The organism is Pseudomonas sp. S1(2024) (assembly GCF_046557535.1).
This window is the reverse complement of the sequence record NZ_JBKGFP010000001.1, coordinates 43,106-64,186: the sequence shown is the minus strand read 5'-3', so window position 1 is coordinate 64,186 and position 21,081 is coordinate 43,106. Positions and strand designations below refer to the sequence as shown.

Here is a 21,081-nt window from a genome sequence, read left to right as displayed (position 1 = left end):
TCGATCTGCCGCTCAAAGTGATAGGTCGGTTTCGAGCTTTCGGGCCATCAGGGACTCCGAGGCTTCGAGGAGCTTTTGCGGGAGAGTGACTCTGAGCAAGGATTTTGCCGCCAAATCGTCACTCGAAATCCGCAGAATGTGCTTTGGGGTCAGCACGTCCAGATCGATCATCTCCTGAAGCACCTTTGTGGTCATGTTGTTGCCTCTGCGGAATCGGGCGCAAATGATACCGCAGACTATGTCGCCCAGCGGCTTGGCCAGCGACTGGGGCAGTGCTGACATATCGAGGCGAGGACAGCCCCATCGAGCGTATTCCCCCGGCTTCAGATCATTACTGATGAGCTGCTGCAGACCATGTTCCTGCAGCCGCTGAAGATAGCTATGGCTCAAAGCGCCAAGCAGGTCATGCTCCTTCGCTGCCGCACCCACATCGAAGAGTCCGAGTTTCAGCACCCGCATGTATGCTTTGCGGTCATAGCTTTGGAGCCCTTCAGGAGTATTGACCGCATTCGCCAGCTCGATGAGGCCGGCAGGCGATCCTTCGAGGGCGGATTGGGCAATGCACCGAACCACCGAGCTACACGCTTCTATGTTGAAGTCGCTGTCCCAGGTGTCAGCCATGACTTCTTGCATAAAGGGGCTCATCTCTTCGGCACCTGGCGGCTTGACCAAAAACTTGAGCAGGCCGTGTGCCAGGCCGCTGCAGAACTGATCCCGCTCCTCTGCACCAAGGTTGGCCAGGTGGGTTAACAGCGCGAGTTCGAAGGCAATGCGCCTTGCAACGTTGCTGTTCACAAAGGGGTGGACATACCACGCTAAACATTCCTTAGGATCAAACGAATCGACATCCTCAAAGCCCAGCAACTTTATCAGTTGAGGGCATTTGACCAACGCCTCCTGGTCAGCGGATTCGTATTTCTCAAAGTCCAGGGCGTCTTTCATGACCATCGCGATCAATTGATTCGGCGCATCAGTCTCCTGCGACAGGGTCGTTGACAATGACCAGGTTTTTTCGAGCGCGGAACGATAGTTTTTATGCAGGCGCAGCGCCAGAACATCGGCGGGAAGCAGAGGGGCTTGGACAAAGTAACGCTTTAGTGCAGCCTTCTGGGCCGGTGTATTCGCCTCCAATGCAAAATCCATCATCGAAGTGACATAACGGCTAGGGCCCACCTTGAGACCATATGTGCGCTCCATCTCCAGTATTCGACTGCGGTCAGGATCTGGCCCACTGTCCATGCGGCGAAGCCGCGCTGTCCAGGCAGGTAGCTGCTTGTAAACCTGCTCAAAATCCAGCCCGACGTTGTTTTCCGCCGCGACCCGCAGGGTGGTCTTGAGTCCTACGTTGGGGATTTGCTCGGTCAAGATTTGCTTGCAAAGCTCAGGCTCCGTCAGGTTGAGTCGCCCAATTACGTTCTCAAACGCCCGCAGGTTGAGAGTGTCGACAAGCCCTTTCCCGTGACGCAGCGCATAGAAGAAAGGCCAGCTCGTGGGCGCTGAAACGTAGGCCCTTACAACACTTGGCCCCGAAGTATTCATCGCCAGCCTTTCTTCCTTGAACAAGCTGTCATAGCCGGGGTTTTCTAATGCGGTGTACTGCCCATAGCTCATAGCCCAAGATCCTCCGACAGGGCATCGGCCATAATGCTTTCATTTTCCCAACTGATGGTGCGCATCAGTTTTCGAGGATCCTTTTCAGGGCAGACGGGATTTATGGCCAATTTCTCGCAGAGCCGCAGAGCATATTGCTCGTCCACGTCTTTCAGACTTTCCAGGTACAGTTTGGACTTGTCAAAGCTGCTGGCGTGCTCAACCAGGAGAAGGCTGTAGTCAATGGTTGCCTGCCTTGCCTGCGTGAAGTCGGAAGTCAAGCTCTTCGCGCTGTCCAGATAAGCTTCGTCGGCATGTATATCCGGCACGCTACACTCACTGATATCTCTGAAATAGTCCGCGACAGCGTAAGGCCTGCGTCCGGAAGCTTCGAGGTAGTGGGGTAGACGGTCTTCGAATAACAGCAAAGCTGCCTTTCCATGTTGCCCTGCAAACAGGGCATCGAACTTGTCGTTGTCCAGGCACATGATGTGAAGAACTGCAGCCCTTTGTGCAATGCTCGGCTTGTCCAGCATCAGATCGACCATGTCGAGTGCTGCCGCCCGCTCCCGGATCTTCAGGTACTGCGGATCCTTCTGGTAGGCCTGCTTGCTTTCCAGCAGCCTGGGCAGTGTGTGGCACATGAATTCTTCATTCATCGAATCGTTGTTGATCATGGTGAAGAAGGTTGTCGTGGGCAGGATCTCTATCGGAATATGCGGGGCAATGGCATTGACTTCATAGGGATTATACGTGTTGCGGAAGCTTCGGCTGAAACGACCACCCTGGATCGCCTTGTCCAACAGGAACATCGGGCTCTTACGGCAATCGCTGGCGATGATTTTCAGGAGGCCTACAGTCTTCACGGTCGTGTATTCAGCCACCGCAGCCTGCAGCACGGAAGGCATCTTGTCATCCGTGAGGTGCAGGTGATCAAGGCTTTTGAGCGTGGGCCACACCTCGTGCTTGAACGCCTGGTAAGTCGCCCCGGCGCCGCCTCTGCACCCCAGGTAGCGCCCGATCATGGCCATCAGGAACTCATTGCCCACCAGCTTCGTCATGCGGCAAGTTTCAATGGCGGCCTCGACAAAGGGCAGGAAGAGTTCGCGTTTGAGCTGGCTGACGTCGCTAACCAGCCTCAGGAAATCCTTGATCTCGAAAGCATCCAGGGCAGGGCGGTAACCTGCTTCAAAGAGCGCTTCCAGTTTTTTTGGCAAGTTCTCCTTGATGCAATTTTGAGCAAACGGCATCAGCAAATCGCAATTGTCCGTCATGTCGATGCAGGCACGCATCAGACCAAGCCTCAGGAGGGCATTGGGTACCGACAGCATAAACTCCGAGAGCATCAGGTCATAATTGCTCCATTCGCTGGCCCACTGGGCCAGCACTTTGGGATCGTTGATTCCCAGGCCCTTGTTGAAGGTCAACTGGGCGTCATCCAGGGCTGCCTGTAAAATCCTGTCGACTGCTGGCTGGGTGCCCTTGTCAAGGGCCTGCTTGTAGGCCGCCAAGTGCGTCTTGCAAGTACCCCGCGCCTGCTTGAGCAGCGCCTCCAGGGAAAGCTCCATGTGTATCATCGTTAGCCCAACTTGAAGTAGTCTGCTGCGGGTTGATCATCCTCCCTGTGCGACTCCTTGTCGACCAGGGCATTTTTGAAGCGCTGCACCAGGGCAGTATCCGAAGCATGATTGAGCTCTGGTTCCGGGCGATCTATGCCACTGAGGCCCCAGGGCAGAGCAGGCTCCCCAAAGTCGACAACCACGTCATCCGTTTCAGGCATGTGGGTCTCAGCCTTCGATGGAACCGCAACACGCGGGTCACAGAGTACCGATCGGTCAACCCCAGCAAAGCGCTCCAGATCGCAATACAGCAGGCCTGGATCATTGTCGACGTAGCGACCTGCATAGGCAAGGCCATTGAGCTCAACCAGTGCTGGGCCCTGGTCGGTCAGGCAGAAGTCGGCGACGTAGGCGGGCGCCACATGTCGGTGCTGCTCGGCAAATGCATGGGCAAATTGACTGACTTCATTGGGCACCGGGCTATGATCATAGTCCCGGTATGCAGACATGCTCGACACTTCACCATTTACGATGAAAGCCCGGTACTCGCCACGATGGTCGGGCTCGCGCAGAATATTCATGACCGATGAGATGATCACCCCTTCGCTCAGGTCAATCACCTTGAAGTGACCCTTGACCGGCCCTCGGTAAGGGCAGTCGTAATCAGGATACTTGTGCAGCGCCACCACTTGCTCTGCCGGCAACTTGTTCACCTGGCCAGCAAGGGAGGGGAAGTCCCTGGTGATAACACCTGCTGGCTTGATCAGTCCGTTCAGCTCCAGCGATGATCCCACCACGTGGTGCAAAACAGACTTCTTGGTGCTTTTCAGAAACAGTGGGGTGACCAGGTCTCCGGAATGAAAGCTTGCGGAAAACAAGGCCTGGCTCATTTGAATGACCTGACGCTTGAGGAAGAATTCGGGGGAGACAATATGGTTCGGCCACTGTTCCACCTGTCGCTCATGACCACTGGACACCAATAAAGGGAATACGCGCAGCTTGTCAGGCAATGACGCATCACCGTAGAGGCGCAATACCAGTGGTGTCGACGGATCCAGCGCCGCCAGCTCGCAGTTGGTGTCCAGAATGGGCTCATCCGCCTCATCCCCGAGGAACGACGGTTCCGCCACGACCACATAGGGAATCTTCAAGGCCCGGCACGCCAGGATTTCCTGAGCCCGTTCGCGACGAATGCAGTAATCCAGGTCTTCGTTGCGAAATTCGTTGTACCACGTAGCGATACCCAGACTTTGGGCTAGGTCTTCACGGGAAGATTCACTGAACACGACGAGCATGAGGCAACCCTTTTATTCTTCTTATATTGGCATTATGGCATTGGAGTAGCAGGGCTTTACAGCCCAATGTCAGTTTCCAGGCATTCGCTTCTGACGCTGGGTTTGGCATGTTCAATCAATCGCACCGGATCAATGGAAAGGGCCCTCGCGAGGGTGTTCAAGCCCTTCGCCGATTTGATATGCGGGGCGTAATCTGAGGCCGAGAGGATGCCCTTGGCATGTAAATCAATGAGTGCTGCCCGCAACTGCCAGTCCCCAAGCTGCCTGCCGGCGTCAGGATTATCGGGCTGGTCAGTCACACGGGCCATGAGGGCGTCCAACATCGGCAATACCAGCGTGCGCATCGCTTGCGCTTGCTCAGGTGTAGAAAGATAGGCCAGCAAGGTCAGGGCTGATCCTCGGCTTTGCAGATCTTTGAGGGTGGTGCGCCGCGCCAATCGGCGCAGAATCTGTTCATGGACTTGCTGGCGCAGCTTGACTGGCAAATGCCCATACAGCACCTTCGCGCCTTCGACACGTGGCCTGGACAAGGACGTGCGGCTCATCTCGTCCCCATACAAGCTGAGGACATGCTCCGGAGTCAGCAGGCGTGCCCGCAACGGAGCCATTTTTCGATGCTTGAATAGGGTGTCTATCAGATCAAATCGCCAGGAAAAGAGGTGATTCCTGACGAAGACGCTAAAGCCGGAGCTTTGCCCCTGCGCCACATCCAGCAGGGCGCGAATAGAGTAGGGTTGCCGGCTCATATACGGCGCACAAGCCAGTAACACACCGCACAGCTCCACATTGCGCTCGCGTAGCGGGTCATTTTTCAAGTGGGTGCGCGCAAAAGGCTGAGCATCCCCGGCATTGAGGTAAAGGCCTTGAGCGAATGCCCGGTGCACCAGGTTCCCATTGATGTCGAACAGCCCGGTGATTTCAGTATCGGCGAGGTGGTACATGGTGGCATTGGTGAACCGCGCCAAGGATGCTTTCACTGGCTCAGGCTCGAACACTGACAGGAACGCGGCAACGCACATCAATGTGAGCAGGGATGCATTGCGCTCCATCGCACAGGACTCGTCAATTTGTGCAAGGCTTTCGAACGCGGCTGTCGTCTGGAATGCCTGGTTGATGCGTTTGCCTGATGACAGGCTCTTGCCCAATGCAGGAAAACGGCTGTTGATACTCCTGAGCATCAAGGTGATCCAGGCATCCAGCGTCGGCTGATCTTCACTCAAGATGCAAGCAATGCGCTCCAGTGCGATATTGCGCTCATCAATACCGCCACCCAGAGACCCCATCATGCAGGGGACGCAGGCTGCCGAACTGAAGATGAGGGCGATCTGGTCTGGGTTGTAGCGCTTGCGCAGTGATTCGCCAATGACAGGGTCGTACGCCAAATGATCACTGAACAGAATGCGGCTCATCAGGAAGGAGAGCATTGAGCGCTCCTTCCCGCCCACATGGTCTGTTGCCAGAATCGACAGCCAATCGAATCGCTCGTCGAGAATCAGCGTTTTGAATTGCAGGTAAGACAAGCCATCTGGCCAGAAATAGGCGCGTAGCATGCTTTCTGGGATCCGAGGCTGAACTTGACCATCTTCTCGCCGCTGAGAGATCTCTTGCAGCAGGACGGTTCGCCAGTCGCAACCATGTTCTTGGGAAAAAAAGCCGGTTTCATCCAGCGCAGGTTCGATCGACGATGACATGAGTTGCACCAAGCATTGATGAGCCGAATAGCGACAATATTCGGCTCACGGAATGAGCCGAATACAGTGGGCGGCGCCGGCTGGATGGAAAGCTGCGGGCGCCTGGGCTTCCTTTGCGTTAAGCTGGCACCGAAATGTCTTCGACACCGTAGAAATCTGATCCCGTCCGCTGCCAGTAGCTGACGGTGAAACTGCCCTTGTCGCTAAACCCCTTCATTTCGTACAGTGCATGCAGATCGACGAAAAAGGTTTTCGGCAGCACAGTGTCGACGTCACCCGAGAAATCGATTTCACTGATCAGCGCTGCATCCGCAATTGGCAGGGCTTCCGTCCACAGACCTACACCGCCAATGACAAACGCTTCGGGTACACCCTGCACCATGTCGATGGCTGCCTGCAGCGACGGTGCAATTTCGGCACCAGGGATGTACTTGAGCTGGGAGCTGACGATGATGTTACGCCGCCCTGGCAGCACACGCCCCATGGAGACGAGTGTGTTGCGGCCATAAATCACAGGGTGGCTGTACGTGGCGTTCTTGAAATTTTCCAGCTCTTCCGGGTTCTTCCAGGGAAGGGCGCCGTTATCTCCGACCTCACCATTCTTACCAGTGGCCAGGATGAGGTTGATTTTGGTGCGGGCAGTCATCGTGAGCTCCAAAGCGAAAATCAAATCAAGGGGTAGTGGTCGAGTTGCTGGTTTGTCCGGGCATCCAGCAGGCGCTGAGCCATCACCATCGGGTTGATGGCGCGCATCATGGGCGGGACGTAGCCGTTATTGCGGAACGCCAGAAGCAACTCATCCACCACTTCATGAGTGATCCCCTCGGCATCCACAACAATTTCGATCAGGATGCCCTCGTCATGGTCGTTGCGCAGCTCGAAGCTTTCTTCACGCAACAGTCCCATCAAATCGATCAGCGAAGGCGTGACCGCAATCCGCTGGCCAGGCGCCTGACCCAGTTCAAAGGCCGCCAGGCGAGCAGCCTTCAATTGTGCGGTAAGGATCCGTATGTCATAGAGCAAATCTTCTTCCAGCACCGGCAACTTGACGCGCAGTTGCTGCACCTCGATGCCCTCCTGATCGCTGCAGAACCAGAAGCGATCCGGAGTCTCCTCCATGATCAGATTCACGACCCTCATCACATCATTAGCGCGTTCATCTCGCGGCAGTTCGATCCACATCACGCACACTCCAAGGCAATTTTGATCATTATAATGCGCTCGAAGCCTGATTCGGAATGACGCTTGAATTGCGCAGCAACAGATGCTGCAACTGGGGATGACGACCTTCGCCTGTGGTGACCGAAGCACCCCTGACAAAGCCCATGTCGAACAGCGCCACAGCCATCTCCACAGGTAAATTCGACAGTTGATCCAGGGAGGTGAAGCTCTGGTAGAACGCGGTTTTCGCCAGGGCCATCTCGGGGGATTTGGCAGCCAAGTGCTGCCGCACCTGATCCTGACCAACCTTCTCGTACAACTGCTTCATGTGCTCGATGAGGTCGCTAACCCCGCGCCAATTAAGCTGCCGCGCCAGGCTGCACTCATGCCAGACAACATCCGTGCGACCCAGTGCAAGCCTGGACTCAAATGACAGGTCGGTGCTCCAAAGACTTTTGCGTGTTTCCGCGCAACTCGACGCGCCAAGCCTGCCAGCAGACAGATTGTGCGGGGCAAAAAGTTCACGAGGCAGGGTCTGGATCTTGAGTTGGCGGTTATCAACATCGCTCAGAAAACCTTTCAACGCCAATTCCAAGCGTGCATTCAATTCAGGCAGGTAAGTGCGCAGCGCCATTACCAGATCAACAAAGACCTTGGCCCGGTAGGCCTGCTTGAGAACAATGCGCAAGCTGACAGCAGAAATGCCTGCTTTCGATTCAATCTGATTCAGCGCCATCACCAGAGACGCCGGCTGCCAGCGGTAGGCTGCGATGGAAGCAAACAGCTTGATATAACTCACGCGCCAAGATGAAGGGGCGGGGCTGGCTGGTTTCATGGCCATCAGCAGGGCCATGACCTTTTCCAGTGGCATTCCCCAACTGCAGAAACACAGAAACGCCATTTCGTGAGCGACTTCAAGGGAGGAGAGTGCGAACCAGCTGTAGCGATTGCCTGCCAGCAAGGACTGCTTGAAAGCTGGCAACTTGGTGAGCCTGAGCAATTCGACTTCAAGCGCGGGCAAAGCTTCGTTCTGCGCCACTGTGCGCGGATCGATACCGCGCAATAACTCACGAATTCGTGACTCTATGTCCCCAGGGTTGGCAGCAGGCTCGGCAGGCATGACAGTGATCTTGTAAACTTTTCACCAATATACCATGAAATCAAATCTAAACCATCGTCATAGGTCGAGTGAATCATCATCCTCGGTTCGCCGCTGCGATTCGACAAAGGCTTTTCCGTCAACAGTCAAGCTAGACGAGTGTTCGAGGCGCCCCATAAAGGCCTCGGCACGGGCCACGATCTCAGTCGCCAGCCCTTCGCGACGTCGAGCACGACTGACGTAAATGTCCTGGATCTGGTTGCCCAGCACATGCATGCCAGCCACCGGATGACCGTCTTCCAGGATTTGAAAACGAATACCTGTCCCCCTGATGACGGTAAAGTCTTCCTCGATCTCCACTGCATCACATTCAAAACCATAGGCATTCTGCAGCAGCGGGTGGTTGCTGTGAAAAAGCAGCCGCGCCAACGCCGAATGGCCGTATTCATCATGGCTTTCCATGATGGCATGTGGGTCATAGGCTGGCACTAAACCATCGGGTGTGAAGAAGAACTCAAAGCCAGCGGTTTGCAACATGTACACCTGACCCTGGGCCGTGTCACAGCGATAACAGGCCCAGTCAGGGTCGCTGGCCACGTAATCTTCCAAGGTCTCCTCTTCATCAAGAAGCCCATCCAGGTCGCAGGCCGCGACGAACTCGGCAGGTTGAATGCGTGTGGCGCTTGCGATCAGGCTGTTCCAGATTTCCCGGCCATGTTCAACTTTCATCTGCAGGCGGTCACACTGGATCGCGTATTGATTCCGTTTATTCATCACAACCCCAGCTCTCGGATAAGGACGTCTTCTGATAATTTAGGATAGCAATTGAGCCAGCGATCTCGCATCACGGATTTCTCGATCAGCTTTGTAGCTTGATCGCGACTCAATTTGCCCAGGGCAGCAGCAAAATCTGGACGGGCTTCGTACTCAGGCAACACCTTGTCGAAGTGGGTGTAATGAAGCAGGGTGTCCAGGGTGTCGGCCAGCTTAGCCCCTTCAACAGCGGTCAGGCGCCTGAAGCTATCCTCGATGGCCTGCACAAGGGAGGGTTGCCGCAACAACTGCTCGGAGGCGAGGAACCACGTGTAGTTCTGCGTCGTCGGCTTTGGCTCAAGGAAACCACGAAGCACCCCCTCGGTGTACAACCGGATGAAACGCTTACATTTTGCTGGCTCATCCGTATTGGCTTGAAGGTTGACTGAGTAGCGATTCGCAAAGTCGGTGAAGCTCTGCATCCCCAGCTTTTCAAGCACCAGCGAGCTGTCCATGACTGCATTGAAAAATTTCACATCATGAGCCGGCAGCCAGGCTTTGATTTGGCGCCAGTATCCAGCCTCAGCCGCATCGAGTTCTTCTTGCTCAAAGCCATGGCGCAACAAGAAGCGCTGACGCTTGGCGTGGGCAGGGTCATTGGTAAGCGCTTGAATCATCCATGCATGCCGCACGCCGTGAAATGCCGGACAAGTCGCCGTGCCAAAACGGATGGGCTCAAGCTTTGCCATCAAACCACCCCAGAAGAGCAGACGGTTGTTGGTACTGGTGGTCTGCTCCTTGATCTCCCTGGCGGCCTTATAGTCCCTGATGTTCCGGTCGTAGAGGGCTACGATCGCCGTGGCCGCCTTTGACTGCTCCAAAAGGTCTGACATGCGCACAAACATCGTAGGTTCCGGCAGGGTGTCGCACAGCTGACCCAGGCGTTTGGCCAGATAGAGCGCATAGTCGGTGTTGTGATTGAGGAATGAGCGATCGGCGAGCTTGGACAACGCAACCGTATCACCTGTTGTCATGTATTCAATGCAATCGAAGATCCATTCAAATCCAGCGTAAGCGTCCAAGATAATGCTCCCAGTATAGGTGCCTGACGAGCTACCCCTGGCCCCGCTCGTGCGCCAGCAGTACTCTGTTATCCCATGATACCCAAGGAGCCGGCCATTGAGCAGTCATGAGGGGTAAATCGTCCAGACCTCGTATGCCGGTACACTCCACCAGGATTTTTTCCACAGAAAACCGATCAGGAGTGCACCAAATGTCCTGATCGCAACTAAAATGACGTTTCTCATGAACTGTTTTTCTGTATATTGGTCAGCCTCAACCGTTCGTGCTCACTTTTTGGAGGCAGATGTGAAATTTTTCGTCGCTGGCGTCACGCCTGCCTGGTCTACAAGCTTCATTGTCACCCCCGCGAACCCGAAAATGGGGGTCAAATGGCTGGTGATGGCCTCCCTGAGTGGCAACAACCTGGATATCGCGATCACTGGCGAGGCCGGCATGCGCCACCTGCAGTTCTGTAATGTCGACAGCGACAACCTCGCTGGGCTACGCAAGCTAAGAGCGGAATACCTTGCCCAGCACGCCAGGAGTACCTGCTACCCCCCGCTGCTCGATTTCGACTTCTTTTTCGAGAAAGCGGCTGCGAACATCAAGCAATTGGCTGCAGCCGGATTGGTGTCCCAAGACATAACGCAGGATCTCCAAGATCACCTTGATAACTGCCAGGAAATTCTCAGTCCGACAACGTTCGCCAACCATGTGCGTGAACAAGGCCATGCTGACATTCTTGACAATGCCTACCGCTACACTACCCACCCTGGTGAAATTTCATTCTGGGCTGATTATTGGTCGATAATCATGGGAAAAATTATCAACAAAACGCTAAAGATGCCCTAAAGAAAATTGATTTCGTGCCGGTGGTGTGTGCAACATTGACAGTTTGGCAATGGCTAGGTACTCTCCGCCTAAGACCCGAAGGTAAACAGAATATGGCGATCACCCTGGATAACCCGAATTCGATGGATGGACTGCAAAGTCGCCTTGAGTCCTGCATCGGAAAGATAAAGGGGCATATTGAGCTGAGCAACACCCCGGAACTGTTCGGCTTGGTCGGCAAGGGGGAGGTTGACCAGATCTCGATCAGCATGGACATGGCCAATGGCATTGTTTCCCTGCTGGCCGACTGCATGCTCGGGTTTTCCGCGTTGGAGCTCGATGCCGCCCAAGGAAGTTATGCTGCCGAAGAATCCCATCTGCTGAGAGAAAGGGTTCGTGCGCTGACCAAATCCCAGCAGGGGTTGATAAAACTGTTGCAAGCAGTCAAACATCCAGAGCATGCACGGGCCATTCGTGAGGCCGAAACGCTCCTGAATGAAACGGGCGGCCAGCTGTAAAACTGACCCATCCCTTGAACACCCAACTTCCAGAAGCTTATGATCAAGAAACTCTGGAGGCTTGGCCATGCGTGTTCCCATCATCAAGGTTGACCAGCTTTGGCACATCGGCGACCTGGATATCACCCGAAAATTTGCCTGTGGTAGGAGCCAGGAGGGCAACCTCTTTTCGGTTTCACGCTGCCCGGCTGCCTGGCGAGAGATTGTAAAGCTCGGTGGGTTTGACCTGTATGAAGGGAATGCTGGCTACACACTGATGGATATGCTCTCTATCACGCACCCAGCCACCCAAGCAGGGCGCCAACTGCACGCTCAAGTCAAGCGGTGGTCTTACCAGCAGGGCCTGCTTGAGTCTCGCAGCATTCTCCAGGGGCAGTATTACGATGACGAGCTGGAGCAAACGTGCCTGGTTCGACTGACTGAGCAAGACGTCGACGACGCGGAACCTGACCAGTACGAGCGAATTGATCAGGTAACAATCCATGCTCCGACTGAAAAATTGTGCGAAATTCATAAGTTGCGCTCATCAGAAGACGCCGATGCGTTTGACTTTGCCCTGATTGAATGGGCTCGGATTCATCACCGCGCCACGCTGGACGGTGTCTACTGGAATGAACGCTACAATCCCAGCGCATACGGCGCACCCAGGGCTGGCTTATTCGAGGCCAACATCGAGCATCTGATCAAATGCGACACTTACCCGGACAATGAGCATGAATTGATCCAGGTGGGCCGGGTTACCTGGGCTCAATTGCAACCAGAAACTCAATATATTCAATAGGCGAAAATCCATTTTCCACCTTTACACTCCATTTACCTTATATTGACTGACACCGGAACAGATCATCCTTACCATGCAAATAGAGAATAACAACAAGGAATCTTATCCATGAACATGAAAAAAGCCACCTTTGCCCTCGCTGCTGCCTTGGCGCTCGCCAGCACTTCGGTTTTTGCCGCCCCGGCCTCGCCAGCTGAGCCAATCGGTGCCCATCCTGTCGCTGGAGAAGTAACACCGGCAGAACCAACCCACAAGCATGACAATCCACGCCCAGACCACCCCGCCAAGCACCAGCCTGGCCCGCGTGCAGAAGGCTTCACTCAAGAATTGAACCTGAACAAGGATCAGCGCAGGGTGCTGCATCAGACCATGCGCGAGGATATGGGGCAGCAGAGGCTGATTGTCAGCCGCTACCTGGAGAAGCTCCCTCAAGCTGAACGTGAGGCCCTGGCTGCCGACCTCAAGGCCAGTCATGATCAACAGTTCGCGAAATTTCTGGCAGTACTGACCCCAGAGCAGAAGGTGAAGGCCCTGGAAGGTTTCAAGAAGTTCTCGCACGGCCCAGCGCATGATCGCGGGGTGCCACCGGCCAGAGCCGATGTGCCAGTAGCTGTGCAATTGCCAGCGAACTTGCCAGCCCCCGCACAGCTTCCGCCAAACATGCCCGTCACACAGTAAGCAAACGAGGCCCTCGCAATTCGGGCCCCTCTCGTGTTGCCGCGTCGGCTACAGCCCTAGATCGTCTTCGAGGATCTTGACCAGGCCGACTTGCGGCACCGCCTCCAAATCAATCCACGCACGATCGACATAGCCCTGGGCCACACAGGCCAGGCGCTGATTGTGAGTGAGCAGATCAAACGCCTGGGTAAACTGCTCCGGATCTACCTTGGCAATGGCCTGCACTATCCGTTTGTGGTGGTCATACTCGGACGTTTTGCTGCTATCCCAAAACTGAGGCGAATCGGGGGTGAAGGACAAGGCAGGGGTAACTTGCTCAGTCATGTACTGGGCCAGGCTACCTACAGCGCCCGCCTCAGATGGGTAGTGGGTCAAATTGGGGAGTAACGTCCAGTCGTAACCCTCCAGAATGAAGCTCCCGATGTGTTCCTCTTTCCTGAAGGCGGTCGGTGTGCGGTCAGGATCTACATGGAACTTAACCCCCATCTCGTGCGCTAGCGCAAGGATCCCCTGATTCACCGTGCAGGCCTCAACCTCGGGCATCCTCGGGTGTTTGAGAATAGTGCGGATCAGCGCGTTGTCAATTATGACCCGGATGAAGCCGCCATTCCCGTTGAGCATTTGATGCACAATCGCTTCGATCAGGATCTGCTGCTCGGCCTCGTGCCCGAGCAACCTCATCTCCCACCGACCTTGGTTGTTCATCAGGTCTTGCGCCTTTGCACCCCGGAACAATGCCTCGCCAAGCGCCGGGCACAGAGGGGCCAGTTCGTCCTTCAAGGCAGGGTAGAACAACCAGGCCGCCTCCAGCGACTCAAAGAAATGCTCGGGATTGGCCGCATTGATCGCATGGTTCAAGGCGGCTCGCTGACCTCGAATCACCATGTCCAACGCCACCACGGCCTGATTGCTGCTCGATCCGGTAGGATACTGCCTCAACGCGCCAGCACTGACTTCACGGCGAATCTTCTCTATGCCGTGAATTGCGACAAAGGCCTCGGGCTTCAGGAGCCTGGCACCTATGTCCCGCTTAACCCGCGCAACCGCAGCATCGGGCGCGTCCAGGACATGCAACTCGACAAGCGCGGCGGAGGTGTTCGCACAGCTGAAGGCTTCGATTCGTCCGTCAATGACCTCGGCCAGGATGACCTGGGGAAATGGACTGCGCGGTGGGGACTGAACCTTGGCGACACTGCCGTCTGGGTTGAGGGTAATCTGGGTGAAGAAGGCAGTGATCATTAAAGGGCTCCATGGCTTTCCTCGATTATGGCTGACCCGGAAAAATGGGGCAACAAAGTGTTGTTACCGCTATATTGGGAGTGATAGCCTATAAGCATAATTCGAACAATAATACGCAGGTGCTGCCATGTCGGAATTGAAACAGCCTCTCGACCTCAACCAGGTGAACGACTACCTCACGTCCCTGATGGTCTTGCAGAAGGCCGAAGCCAACAACGAGCTTGATCCGTACTTCAGGGGCATCGCTGATCAACTTGGCAAGAATACCGCCGCTAACGCACCCTTCGAGTTGATCTCCAAGTCGTTCTCGCCGGCGAACTCGCTCGACATCAAACTGCAGTATGGCGATTATTGGGAGCAGATCCATGGCCAGGTGAAAGCCGTGGACATGAAATCCAAGCTTGTCATCGCCGGCTACAGCGCAGAAGAAATTGACTCGCTGCCACCTGAAGTCGTCCAGCATTTTGCCACCGTTGATGTCTTCCAGGAGCATTTCCCAACCGCTGACAAGAACGACAGCCTCCTGACGCGTTTGACCAACGGCAAAGATGCGCTGTTCGACGCCCTGAACTCCGAAGGCGGCAAGAAAACCCTCACTGCGATCAGCCTGGGTATCTCGATTGGTACCGGCGCCATTGTCACCCGCATGGCCCTGCGTGGCGGTGCGTTCGTGGCCAGCCAGATCATCGGAAACGAGTCGGTGCAGGCGTTTGCCTCCAAGATGCAAAGCCGGGTGGGCAACTACCTGGAGCGCATGGGTGTCCCGACTGGCTCGATTGCTCAGAAGTTCCAGGACTTCAAGGATAACGCCCGTGCGGTCATGGCCTCCGATACCTTCCAGCGCTATGGCCGACCAAGCCTGGCCCTGGCCGGCATTGCCATGGGCGCCCTGATGCTTGGCGACTTCAACCACGAGAAGGCCCTCGACCTCGCCACCAACGGCTTCAACAAAACTGTTGACCTGGCTTCTGCCGGCGTTGAGCTCGGTGCGCAAGGCGCGCATGCCGCCAACGAGGGGATCAAGGTGGCTGGCGAAGCCGTCCTGGAAGCCAGCTCCAAGGCCGCCGACCTGGTCGCTGACGCATCTGTCGCGGCTTATGACTCGGTCGCCCAATTCGGCTCCGACGCTGCCCATGCGCTTTCTGGTGGCGTAGGCACCACCATGGACTTCGTGGCTGACACTGCCGTAGATGCCTTCCGGGCCGCTGAGACTGGCGTGATTGTCGCCGGCAAGGCCCTGATTCACGGCGTGGAAGCAGGTGCCGAACTGGTGGCCGATGGCGCCAGCGCCGCTTACGACGCCGCGAGCTATGTGGCCGCCACCGCCGTCCAAGGCTCCACTGAAGCCGCAGGCGCGGCATCAGAGTACGTGGCGTCCGCGTACGATGCCACGGCCAACGGCCTGGCGAGTGCGGTCGACAGCGGTCGCCAATTCGTCGGAGACGGCTTGCATGCTGTTGGTGACCACATCACTGGCGCTGGCGACCTGGTGGCCGGCACTGACGCGCCAGCGACTGTGAACGATGCTCTTGCATCACCAGCAGATGCCGCATCTGCTTATGATGAAACCCAGGTGACAGCCAACCGCGCTCCAGATTCCATCATCCCTTCGGCTGGGCATTCGCCAGACTACATTGAGCCGACACCAGGATCTGATACGCAGGTAGCAAGTGCTGCACCTCAGGCTCACACCATTCACACCATTGAAAAAGGTGATTCGCTCTGGAAAATTGCCAAAGAGCAGTTTGAAGCAAACGGAGTTCAGGCATCAAACGGGCAGATTCTTGAGGCCACAAAGGCCCTGTATGAAGCGAACAAGGAAATGATTGGGGCTAACCCAGACCTGATTTTTCCGGGTAAAGAGCTGCATATCAATCCGGAGCTGTTTGCCACTCACCCCGTAGCGGAGATTCCGGCAGCAGTCGCCCCAGAGGCCGTAGCACCTGTGGTAGCAGCACCAACAAGCGAGCTCGATGCCTTGAACAAACTGCTTGGCAACAACGGCAGCTTCCCATCGAGCATGGTGTTCGCTGATGATCAAGCTGCAGACATCGTGGCGAAGGCTGGGATTGGAAACACCGTGGATCACAGCGCTATCCCCGATGTGAGCGCAACACCACCTGTTGATCCAGATATCAAGTCAAAGCTCGAAACCTTGCTTCAGGAAAGTCCAACCTCGTCGACCCCTGAGACAGGGGCTTTCAAAGACGCGGTCGAGAGGTATGCGAACAAAAACACCAGCTTTACCCCTCCGACCCTGTGAAAATGACCCCCGGCTTGCCGGGGGTTAGAAACCCATTTTCTTATCATAAGCTGCGCCTTGAACCATGTCCTGTTTGAGGGCAGCTACAAACGCTTTGTCATCCAACAGGGTTTTGGCAAGATCTGCAGGATCAACCGAGCATGCCCCCTTGTTAATGCACATTTCTACCGCACGACGCACGCTGAGCGGGCCTGGATTGGAAGGGTATGGGCTGGACAGTCTGTTTCGGAAGAACTCGCCATCTTCTTTGATGTTCTGGTTGACCAGGAAAGAAAAAGACATCGCTCTTGCAAGAACCTCCTCAAACATCCTCAGTTGCTTACCTTTTGTGAGCGATGGCTCCAATGCGATGACGCGTCTTACCTGGTCGGTGTACCCAGCAGTGATCTCTGCAGCCTGAATCCGGCAATGCATCAGTTCGTGCATTAATGTGGAGCCCACTGCGGCTTCACCCTTGCGGAGGAAAACTACAGTACATAGCTTGCGATCCTTTCGCTCCGGCAGCGCTTTATCGTATGCAGCCAGGGCTGTCACGTCTGAAGTGGTTTCCACGTTGATGCGAGGGGCAGAAGCTTGGCTGGATTTTGAGATACCGATCTTATCCATGGCATCAGGCAGAAGCTCTTCATAAAATTTTGCCCGATTTTTTGCGTCAACAAAATATGGGCTTACAGCCGATGGCAGCACCTTTTCTGCATAGGCCGCCAGCTCATGCCCCTGGGTGCCTGGACGGTACAGGTTCGCGGCTGCCGCATTCAGGGCTAGGAGGGAGAGGGCGCTTGCCAGCAGGAATTGGGTGATTTTCATGGTGCACCTCGACTTCAGATACACTCAGTATACCTAGCGTTGCCATATTGTCAATATACGGAAAACAAGCTTGATTGCTAAATGTCGGATTTCTCTGGCCTGTGATTTTTTATTCGCCGCAGGCGGCTGAATGCCATGCTCTACTGGGCTGATGGAGCGGGTCTTGCGCGGAGCATTTACCAATTCGACGCGAAAGCGTGGCTCCGCTTTTTGCTTGTGAGGTGCACGTGCCTGGCGGACGAATTACGGCCCCCATCCTGCGCGCCTGCATCAGTCAACGACCAGGCGCAACAGACAATTCACCGCTGGCCTGGCGATTCGGCGCGAAGCGCGGCTCAGCCTTGCGCTTGAAAAGCTTGCGTAGAAGCTGGTGCCCACACCTCGATTCGGCGCAAAGCGCGGCTGCTCTTTTACAGCCCCATGTCCAGGGTCAGCGACCGCGCCAGCTGATCTTCCGATGCATCGGCAAGCTCCTGCCCGGTTAACCCGACACCACAGCAGAGCCGAACATCCGGGGTCACAAGCTCAGCCGGCAGGGCGCACAGCGCCCTTTCGAAAAGATGTCGATCGTAGTGATGTCTCCCCATCCGACTGCTTACCGATGCGGTCATTCCCGATTCCCGAAGAAACTGCGCAAGGACAAGCTCTTTGAGGTCAAAAACACCCAGCGTTTGCCCTCGCTTGAGGGTCATGGCCACCAATTTGGCCAATGCATAGTGGTACAGGTGTTCGGTTGACTCTGCGTCTTTGGCCGGGCTGTGGAGCCGATCCAGATAGGCCAGCAAGCGTTCGCCCATTACCGGCGAGTTGGCAGCGACGGAGCTGTAACGGCTGATGTAGCTGCCGGTGATGATGTCGTGGTAATGATCCAGGTAGGTGTCGACCTGCTCACGGCCATAGGCGCCGTCACTGTGGGAGAAATTATGCAGAAGCGATGGCTCGGGGCGGATGAATGCCTGCTCAAAGAACTCCCGGTTATCGATCATGTGCTGGGCAATCATGGAATTGCTCAGGCCGCCCAGATCGCCATAGGCAATGAACTTTGAAAATACTTTACACATCTGCAGGGCGTCAGCCCTGTTCAGCCGGTGATTTCCAGGAAAGACCGTGCCGACTACGGTGAAATCATCGAATTCGGCAGTCAGTGCCGGGTAATGACAGTTCCAATCGGTCGTGAAAACGTCCTCAAAGCTCACGGTACCCTGTGTATCACGATCGATTTCATTGCGAAATTCTGCTGAATTCGTCTCGGGCTTGAGAAATTCCTTCAGCCATCTGTAGGCCAGTTCATGACAAAGCTCCGTGGGAAGTGCGAAGCGCTTGATGGCGACGCGGGTCGAAGCTGAAATGGCCTCCAGGCTATGCCCATGAAACGCAATGTGGTGCAATACCGAGCGCGGCAAGGTGTTGATTGGTGAAGCGTTGAGAATGACGGTTGAGCGTCCTGGCTGACCTGACTCGGCGTTGAACATGGTCGGGTTGAAATGATTGAGCTCGAAGTTGACCGGCAGCGAATCGATTGCCTGGCATCTGGGTTGCGACACGTACTCACACAGGTACCGCAACGCGCCATCCAGGTGTTGACCAAACCGCAGGCGCATGAGATCGGATTCGCCAAAGGAAGATACCGCGCACAGCAGCGCACACTTGTGTACTGTCGACATGCTCAACACGAGGTCGACCAGGTTCTGGTCATTCCCCGCCAGCCACCGATCGCTCAATTCGGCATGCATGATCCAGTTAAGCGCATGCTCATCCTGTTCAAGTCGCTCCATGAATAAGGCCACATCCAACTCGTCCTCGGCGGCTTTTCTGGTAGCGTACCGTCCTGACAACCCATACATGCACAAGACCACTTTATTTTCAGGCCCTGGAGAGTCGGCGCCACAGAGGATTTGCAGCTCGCTGATATGCGCGAACGGATAGGGGGACGACAACGGCTTCCTGAGTATTAGGACAGCCCTGAGTTGCTCGCTGGTATATTTGCCATCGGTTTGGTTCCACAGGTCTTGCAGGTTGTTGAACTGGCTCATTGGGCTACTCAAAAGGGTACGGTTGATCTGATGGCATCAGCTTGGGAAGATGTCATGGCTCTACATGCCCAAATCCAGCATGAGAGAGCGCTCACGCTGACTTTCCGTGGCGTTCTCCAGCGCGGCTGGGGAAAGGCCCAGGCCGCAGCAGAGCAATACATCAGTGGTCAGTAAAGGGGCTGGCAGTGCAGCTACGGCTGCAGTGAATTTCCGCGTGTCATGGCGCAGATCTTCATTGAATCGAGCTTCATCTGACCTGTTCAACCCGGACTTTTTCAGGAACTCGCGAAGGCTCAGCTGTTTGAGATCAAAGACACCCAGCTCCTGCCCCCGGTGCAAGGTCAACACCACCAGCTTGGCCATTGCATAGGCGTGCAGTTGTCCGTTGGCGTCTTCAGGAGGCACGTCAGTGGCCGTGGCATGCAGGGATCCCAAATAGCTCAGCAATCGCTCTCCAAGCTCACCAGGATGCGCCCGGACGCTGCAGAAGCGGCTCAGGTACCCACCTGTGATTTCATCCTCATACTGGGCGATGTAGCGATCGACTTGCGCTTTGCCAAAAGGGCCGTGCAAGTGCATGAAATTGTGGAACAACGACGGCTCGGGGGCGACGAAAGCCTGTTCGAAAAAGACCTTGAGGTCTTCAAGACGCTTGGCGATAGTCTCCAGGTTATAGGTGCTCAGCGAGGCATGGGCCAGGTGCTTGGACAAGGCTGCGCTCATCACACGTGTATCTTGCGGGTGCAATCTACTTTGGCCTGGTGTCAGTACCTTGAGGTAGTCCGCCACATCGAAGGAGAATTCGCTTACCGGATAGAAGGTGTTCCAGGAAGTGGTGAAAAGGTCTTCGAAAGCCAGAATCCCTCCGGACTGGTGGCGGATGTTTTTCCTGAACTCCATGGAGTTGCTGTCAGAGCCGATGTAGTACCTCACGAAATTTTCAGCTTCTTGGATAGCCAACTCAGTGGGAATGGTGAAGCGCATGATGCGCTTGAGGGTTGAATCTTCAATGGGCAGCGAGGCTTCGCGGTTTCTCGAAGCTATTTCGTGCAGCAAAGCACGTGGCAGTGTATTGACCGGCGACGCGTTCAGCACCACGGTGGAATAGCCTGGCCGTCCATTCTCGGAGTTCATCTTATTGTAATCTGTCAATGTGAAATTCACAGGCATTGGGTCAATCGACTGACAGCGCTGTTGCTCCGCATACCCACAGATATGCCTGAACGCTGAATCCAGATGTCCACTGTAGGCGGACGCCAACGCGGGGAGACTTGGCAGCGTGCTCGACCAGAGCAGCACCGCCTGCTTTTGCTCCAACGATAGGCTCAGCACCAGATCCACCAGGTTCTGATCGTTTCCCGCCATCCACAGCTCACAGAACGTGTTGTGCACCATCCAGTTCAGAGTGTCCTCATCTCCCCTGAAATGCTCGAACAATGAAATGACCTCTTCGGCTGCATCATGTTCTTGCGTGTCATTTCTGAAGTGATAGCGCGTCACAAGGTTGTTGAATAACTGCATCGCTTTTCTACCCGGAGGCGTAACCCCGAAATTGGTAACGCCCTGCACATCGCCAAGGTTGTCGAAAGGGTAGGTTGTCGACAAGCGATACGTTCCCGAATGCAAAATCTCCAACAGGTGGCGGTAATCATATTGCCCAGATTTCTGGTTTTGCAGGTGCTCTATGTCAAACACCGGCCTTTTCATGTCGTACTCACTTG

The 21,081-nt window shown here is 55.4% G+C and carries 18 protein-coding genes; 5 read left to right on the top strand and 13 right to left on the bottom strand.

Annotated features, from left to right (window positions below):
• Positions 1 to 12: 12 nt before the first annotated feature.
• From ACLCGK_RS00315 to ACLCGK_RS00275, 9 genes are all read right to left on the bottom strand, one after another.
• Positions 13 to 1,611, bottom strand: a complete 1,599-nt coding sequence (locus ACLCGK_RS00315; protein ID WP_410950793.1) for a hypothetical protein — start codon at positions 1,609 to 1,611, stop codon at positions 13 to 15.
• Entirely contained in the window at positions 1,608 to 3,158 is a 1,551-nt protein-coding gene (locus ACLCGK_RS00310; RefSeq protein ID WP_410950792.1) for a hypothetical protein, read from the bottom strand. Before ACLCGK_RS00310 ends, ACLCGK_RS00315 begins: the two co-directional genes overlap by 4 nt.
• A gap of 11 nt (positions 3,159 to 3,169) precedes the next feature.
• Positions 3,170 to 4,444, bottom strand: coding sequence for an ATP-grasp domain-containing protein (locus tag ACLCGK_RS00305; protein ID WP_315696230.1), 1,275 nt, complete (start codon positions 4,442 to 4,444; stop codon positions 3,170 to 3,172).
• Between the two features lie 56 nt (positions 4,445 to 4,500).
• Positions 4,501 to 6,135 carry a hypothetical protein gene (locus ACLCGK_RS00300; protein ID WP_410950791.1) on the bottom strand — a complete coding sequence of 545 codons (1,635 nt, stop codon included), beginning with the start codon at positions 6,133 to 6,135 and terminating at the stop codon, positions 4,501 to 4,503.
• A gap of 118 nt (positions 6,136 to 6,253) precedes the next feature.
• On the bottom strand, positions 6,254 to 6,781 hold the full coding sequence (locus ACLCGK_RS00295; protein WP_410950790.1) for a dihydrofolate reductase: 528 nt from the start codon (positions 6,779 to 6,781) through the stop codon (positions 6,254 to 6,256).
• Positions 6,782 to 6,801: 20 nt separating this feature from the next.
• Positions 6,802 to 7,317, bottom strand: a complete 516-nt coding sequence (locus ACLCGK_RS00290; RefSeq protein WP_056798564.1) for a hypothetical protein — start codon at positions 7,315 to 7,317, stop codon at positions 6,802 to 6,804.
• Positions 7,318 to 7,345: 28 nt separating this feature from the next.
• The gene (locus tag ACLCGK_RS00285) at positions 7,346 to 8,416 is read right to left on the bottom strand and encodes a hypothetical protein (RefSeq protein ID WP_410950789.1); all 1,071 of its coding nucleotides are present in this window, start codon (positions 8,414 to 8,416) and stop codon (positions 7,346 to 7,348) included.
• A gap of 57 nt (positions 8,417 to 8,473) precedes the next feature.
• Positions 8,474 to 9,169, bottom strand: a complete 696-nt coding sequence (locus tag ACLCGK_RS00280) for a hypothetical protein (RefSeq protein WP_410950788.1) — start codon at positions 9,167 to 9,169, stop codon at positions 8,474 to 8,476.
• On the bottom strand, positions 9,169 to 10,230 hold the full coding sequence (locus tag ACLCGK_RS00275) for a hypothetical protein (RefSeq protein WP_410950787.1): 1,062 nt from the start codon (positions 10,228 to 10,230) through the stop codon (positions 9,169 to 9,171). The genes ACLCGK_RS00280 and ACLCGK_RS00275 overlap by 1 nt, the downstream gene beginning before the upstream one ends.
• 286 nt (positions 10,231 to 10,516) lie before the next feature.
• Between ACLCGK_RS00275 and ACLCGK_RS00270 the strand changes: the two genes are divergently transcribed.
• The 4 genes from ACLCGK_RS00270 (at position 10,517) to ACLCGK_RS00255 (ending at position 13,018) form a co-directional block, all read left to right on the top strand.
• The gene (locus ACLCGK_RS00270) at positions 10,517 to 11,062 is read left to right on the top strand and encodes a hypothetical protein (protein ID WP_156675912.1); all 546 of its coding nucleotides are present in this window, start codon (positions 10,517 to 10,519) and stop codon (positions 11,060 to 11,062) included.
• A gap of 92 nt (positions 11,063 to 11,154) precedes the next feature.
• Positions 11,155 to 11,559, top strand: coding sequence for a hypothetical protein (locus ACLCGK_RS00265; RefSeq protein ID WP_056798547.1), 405 nt, complete (start codon positions 11,155 to 11,157; stop codon positions 11,557 to 11,559).
• Between the two features lie 67 nt (positions 11,560 to 11,626).
• Complete coding sequence (locus ACLCGK_RS00260; RefSeq protein WP_410950786.1) at positions 11,627 to 12,340, top strand: hypothetical protein; 714 nt, start codon at positions 11,627 to 11,629, stop codon at positions 12,338 to 12,340.
• Positions 12,341 to 12,667: 327 nt separating this feature from the next.
• On the top strand, positions 12,668 to 13,018 hold the full coding sequence (locus ACLCGK_RS00255) for a hypothetical protein (protein ID WP_410950785.1): 351 nt from the start codon (positions 12,668 to 12,670) through the stop codon (positions 13,016 to 13,018).
• A gap of 48 nt (positions 13,019 to 13,066) precedes the next feature.
• Here ACLCGK_RS00255 and ACLCGK_RS00250 read toward each other — a convergent pair whose 3' ends face one another.
• On the bottom strand, positions 13,067 to 14,257 hold the full coding sequence (locus ACLCGK_RS00250) for a hypothetical protein (RefSeq protein WP_410950784.1): 1,191 nt from the start codon (positions 14,255 to 14,257) through the stop codon (positions 13,067 to 13,069).
• A 127-nt stretch (positions 14,258 to 14,384) separates the two neighbouring features.
• On the opposite strand from ACLCGK_RS00250, the gene ACLCGK_RS00245 reads away from it, so the two are divergent.
• Positions 14,385 to 16,520: a LysM peptidoglycan-binding domain-containing protein gene (locus tag ACLCGK_RS00245; RefSeq protein WP_410950783.1), complete on the top strand. Its 2,136-nt coding sequence runs from the start codon at positions 14,385 to 14,387 to the stop codon at positions 16,518 to 16,520.
• Between the two features lie 24 nt (positions 16,521 to 16,544).
• Here ACLCGK_RS00245 and ACLCGK_RS00240 read toward each other — a convergent pair whose 3' ends face one another.
• From ACLCGK_RS00240 to ACLCGK_RS00230, 3 genes are all read right to left on the bottom strand, one after another.
• On the bottom strand, positions 16,545 to 17,327 hold the full coding sequence (locus ACLCGK_RS00240) for a hypothetical protein (protein WP_410950782.1): 783 nt from the start codon (positions 17,325 to 17,327) through the stop codon (positions 16,545 to 16,547).
• A gap of 410 nt (positions 17,328 to 17,737) precedes the next feature.
• Positions 17,738 to 19,360 (bottom strand): hypothetical protein, encoded by a 1,623-nt coding sequence (locus tag ACLCGK_RS00235; RefSeq protein WP_410950781.1) that lies wholly within the window; start codon positions 19,358 to 19,360, stop codon positions 17,738 to 17,740.
• 60 nt (positions 19,361 to 19,420) lie between these two features.
• Positions 19,421 to 21,067 carry a hypothetical protein gene (locus ACLCGK_RS00230; protein WP_410950780.1) on the bottom strand — a complete coding sequence of 549 codons (1,647 nt, stop codon included), beginning with the start codon at positions 21,065 to 21,067 and terminating at the stop codon, positions 19,421 to 19,423.
• Between the last annotated feature and the right edge of the window lie 14 nt (positions 21,068 to 21,081).

Coding starts and splice junctions, on each gene's coding strand:
- ACLCGK_RS00305 (WP_315696230.1), bottom strand. CDS start 4,444: ATGCTCGTCGTGTTCAGTGAATCTTCCCGTGAAGACCTAGCCCAAAGT.
- ACLCGK_RS00240 (WP_410950782.1), bottom strand. CDS start 17,327: ATGAAAATCACCCAATTCCTGCTGGCAAGCGCCCTCTCCCTCCTAGCC.
- ACLCGK_RS00260 (WP_410950786.1), top strand. CDS start 11,627: ATGCGTGTTCCCATCATCAAGGTTGACCAGCTTTGGCACATCGGCGAC.
- ACLCGK_RS00235 (WP_410950781.1), bottom strand. CDS start 19,360: ATGAGCCAGTTCAACAACCTGCAAGACCTGTGGAACCAAACCGATGGC.
- ACLCGK_RS00245 (WP_410950783.1), top strand. CDS start 14,385: ATGTCGGAATTGAAACAGCCTCTCGACCTCAACCAGGTGAACGACTAC.
- ACLCGK_RS00230 (WP_410950780.1), bottom strand. CDS start 21,067: ATGAAAAGGCCGGTGTTTGACATAGAGCACCTGCAAAACCAGAAATCT.
- ACLCGK_RS00265 (WP_056798547.1), top strand. CDS start 11,155: ATGGCGATCACCCTGGATAACCCGAATTCGATGGATGGACTGCAAAGT.
- ACLCGK_RS00295 (WP_410950790.1), bottom strand. CDS start 6,781: ATGACTGCCCGCACCAAAATCAACCTCATCCTGGCCACTGGTAAGAAT.
- ACLCGK_RS00310 (WP_410950792.1), bottom strand. CDS start 3,158: ATGGAGCTTTCCCTGGAGGCGCTGCTCAAGCAGGCGCGGGGTACTTGC.
- ACLCGK_RS00315 (WP_410950793.1), bottom strand. CDS start 1,611: ATGAGCTATGGGCAGTACACCGCATTAGAAAACCCCGGCTATGACAGC.
- ACLCGK_RS00285 (WP_410950789.1), bottom strand. CDS start 8,416: ATGCCTGCCGAGCCTGCTGCCAACCCTGGGGACATAGAGTCACGAATT.
- ACLCGK_RS00250 (WP_410950784.1), bottom strand. CDS start 14,257: ATGATCACTGCCTTCTTCACCCAGATTACCCTCAACCCAGACGGCAGT.
- ACLCGK_RS00300 (WP_410950791.1), bottom strand. CDS start 6,135: ATGTCATCGTCGATCGAACCTGCGCTGGATGAAACCGGCTTTTTTTCC.
- ACLCGK_RS00290 (WP_056798564.1), bottom strand. CDS start 7,317: ATGTGGATCGAACTGCCGCGAGATGAACGCGCTAATGATGTGATGAGG.
- ACLCGK_RS00280 (WP_410950788.1), bottom strand. CDS start 9,169: ATGAATAAACGGAATCAATACGCGATCCAGTGTGACCGCCTGCAGATG.